Genomic DNA, 1,554 nt, shown 5'->3' on the forward strand with positions numbered 1-1,554 from the left:
GCATCGGCGGCCTGACCCAGATCGTTCCGCTGTTTTTCCAGGACGTCACCAACAAGCCGGTCGAAGGCATGAAGCCGCGCCCTGCCCTTGAACTGGAAGGCCGCGATATTTACATCGCCAACGGCTGTGTCGGCTGCCACTCGCAGATGATCCGCCCGTTCCGTGCTGAAACCGAACGTTACGGCCATTACTCGGTCGCCGGTGAAAGCGTCTGGGACCACCCGTTCCTGTGGGGTTCCAAGCGTACCGGTCCGGACCTGGCCCGTGTCGGCGGTCGTTACTCCGATGACTGGCAGCGTGCGCACTTGTACAACCCGCGCAACGTGGTGCCTGAGTCGGTAATGCCGGCGTACCCGTTCCTCGTGGAAAACAAGCTCGACGGCAAAGAAACCGCCAAGAAAATGGAAGTCTTGCGCACGCTCGGCGTTCCTTACACCGACGAAGACATCGCCGGTGCCCAAGATGCTGTGAAGGGCAAAACCGAAATGGACGCGCTGGTGGCCTATCTGCAAGGCCTGGGCACCATCATCAAAAGCAAACGGTGATTTAGATGGATATCGGGATGATTCGTGGCCTGGGCACCGTTGTTGTGATGGTGGCCTTCATCGGTCTGGCGTTGTGGGTGTTCAGCCCCAAGCGCAAGTCGGAGTTTGAAGACGCGACCTTGCTGCCTTTCGCGGATGATCCCGAAGCCATCAAGCACGTCGAGCAAGCTTCTAGGAGTAACAAAGAATGACAACGTTCTGGAGTCTGTACGTCACAGTCCTCACTCTCGGCACCATCTTCGCCATGTGCTGGCTGTTGCTGTCCACCCGCAAGGGTCAGCGCACCGAGCAGACGGAAGATACGGTTGGACACTCCTTCGACGGGATCGAGGAGTACGACAACCCACTGCCAAAATGGTGGTTCATGCTGTTCGTGGGCACCATCATTTTTGCCTTGGGCTACCTGGTGCTGTACCCGGGCCTGGGTAACTGGAAAGGCCTGCTGCCGGGTTACAACTACCTCGATACAGAGAAGCAGACTGCGTTCGCCAACGGCCAGGCCGGCTGGACCGGCGTTCACGAGTGGGAAAAGGAAATGGCCAAGTCGGACGCCAAGTTCGGTCCGATCTTCGCCAAGTTCGCGTCCATGCCTATCGAAGAAGTCGCCAAGGACCCGCAAGCCCTTAAGATGGGTGGCCGTCTGTTTGCGTCCAACTGCTCGGTCTGCCACGGTTCCGACGCCAAGGGCGCTTATGGCTTCCCTAACCTGACAGATGCCGACTGGCGCTGGGGCGGTGAAGCGGAAACCATCAAGACCACCATCATGGGCGGCCGTCACGCGGTCATGCCAGCGTGGGCGGACGTGATCGGCGAGCAAGGCGTTTCGGACGTTGCAGCGTTTGTACTGACCAACCTCGATGGCCGCAAACTGCCGGAAGGCGCCAAGGCTGACCCGGTTGCCGGTGGGAAACTGTTCGCCGCCAACTGCGTGGCCTGCCACGGTCCGGCGGGCAAAGGTACGCCAGCGATGGGCGCACCTGACCTGACCCACCCGGGCGCGTTCATTTAC

The 1,554-nt window shown here is 60.0% G+C and carries 3 protein-coding genes; all 3 read left to right on the top strand.

The genetic code is table 11. From position 1 onward, the window contains the following. Positions 1 to 545, top strand: a 545-nt coding sequence (gene ccoO / locus AC1DRJ_RS27160) for a cytochrome-c oxidase, cbb3-type subunit II (RefSeq protein ID WP_477804864.1), incomplete at its 5' end; no start/stop codon positions are given. 5 nt (positions 546 to 550) lie between these two features. Beyond that, on the top strand, positions 551 to 736 hold the full coding sequence (locus tag AC1DRJ_RS27165) for a CcoQ/FixQ family Cbb3-type cytochrome c oxidase assembly chaperone (RefSeq protein ID WP_003175465.1): 186 nt from the start codon (positions 551 to 553) through the stop codon (positions 734 to 736). Then, the coding region (ccoP, locus tag AC1DRJ_RS27170) for a cytochrome-c oxidase, cbb3-type subunit III (RefSeq protein ID WP_477804865.1) at positions 733 to 1,554 on the top strand (822 nt) is incomplete at its 3' end. The genes AC1DRJ_RS27165 and ccoP, both read left to right, overlap by 4 nt.

The sequence above is a fragment of the Pseudomonas sp. P5_B2 genome (genome assembly GCF_056400445.1).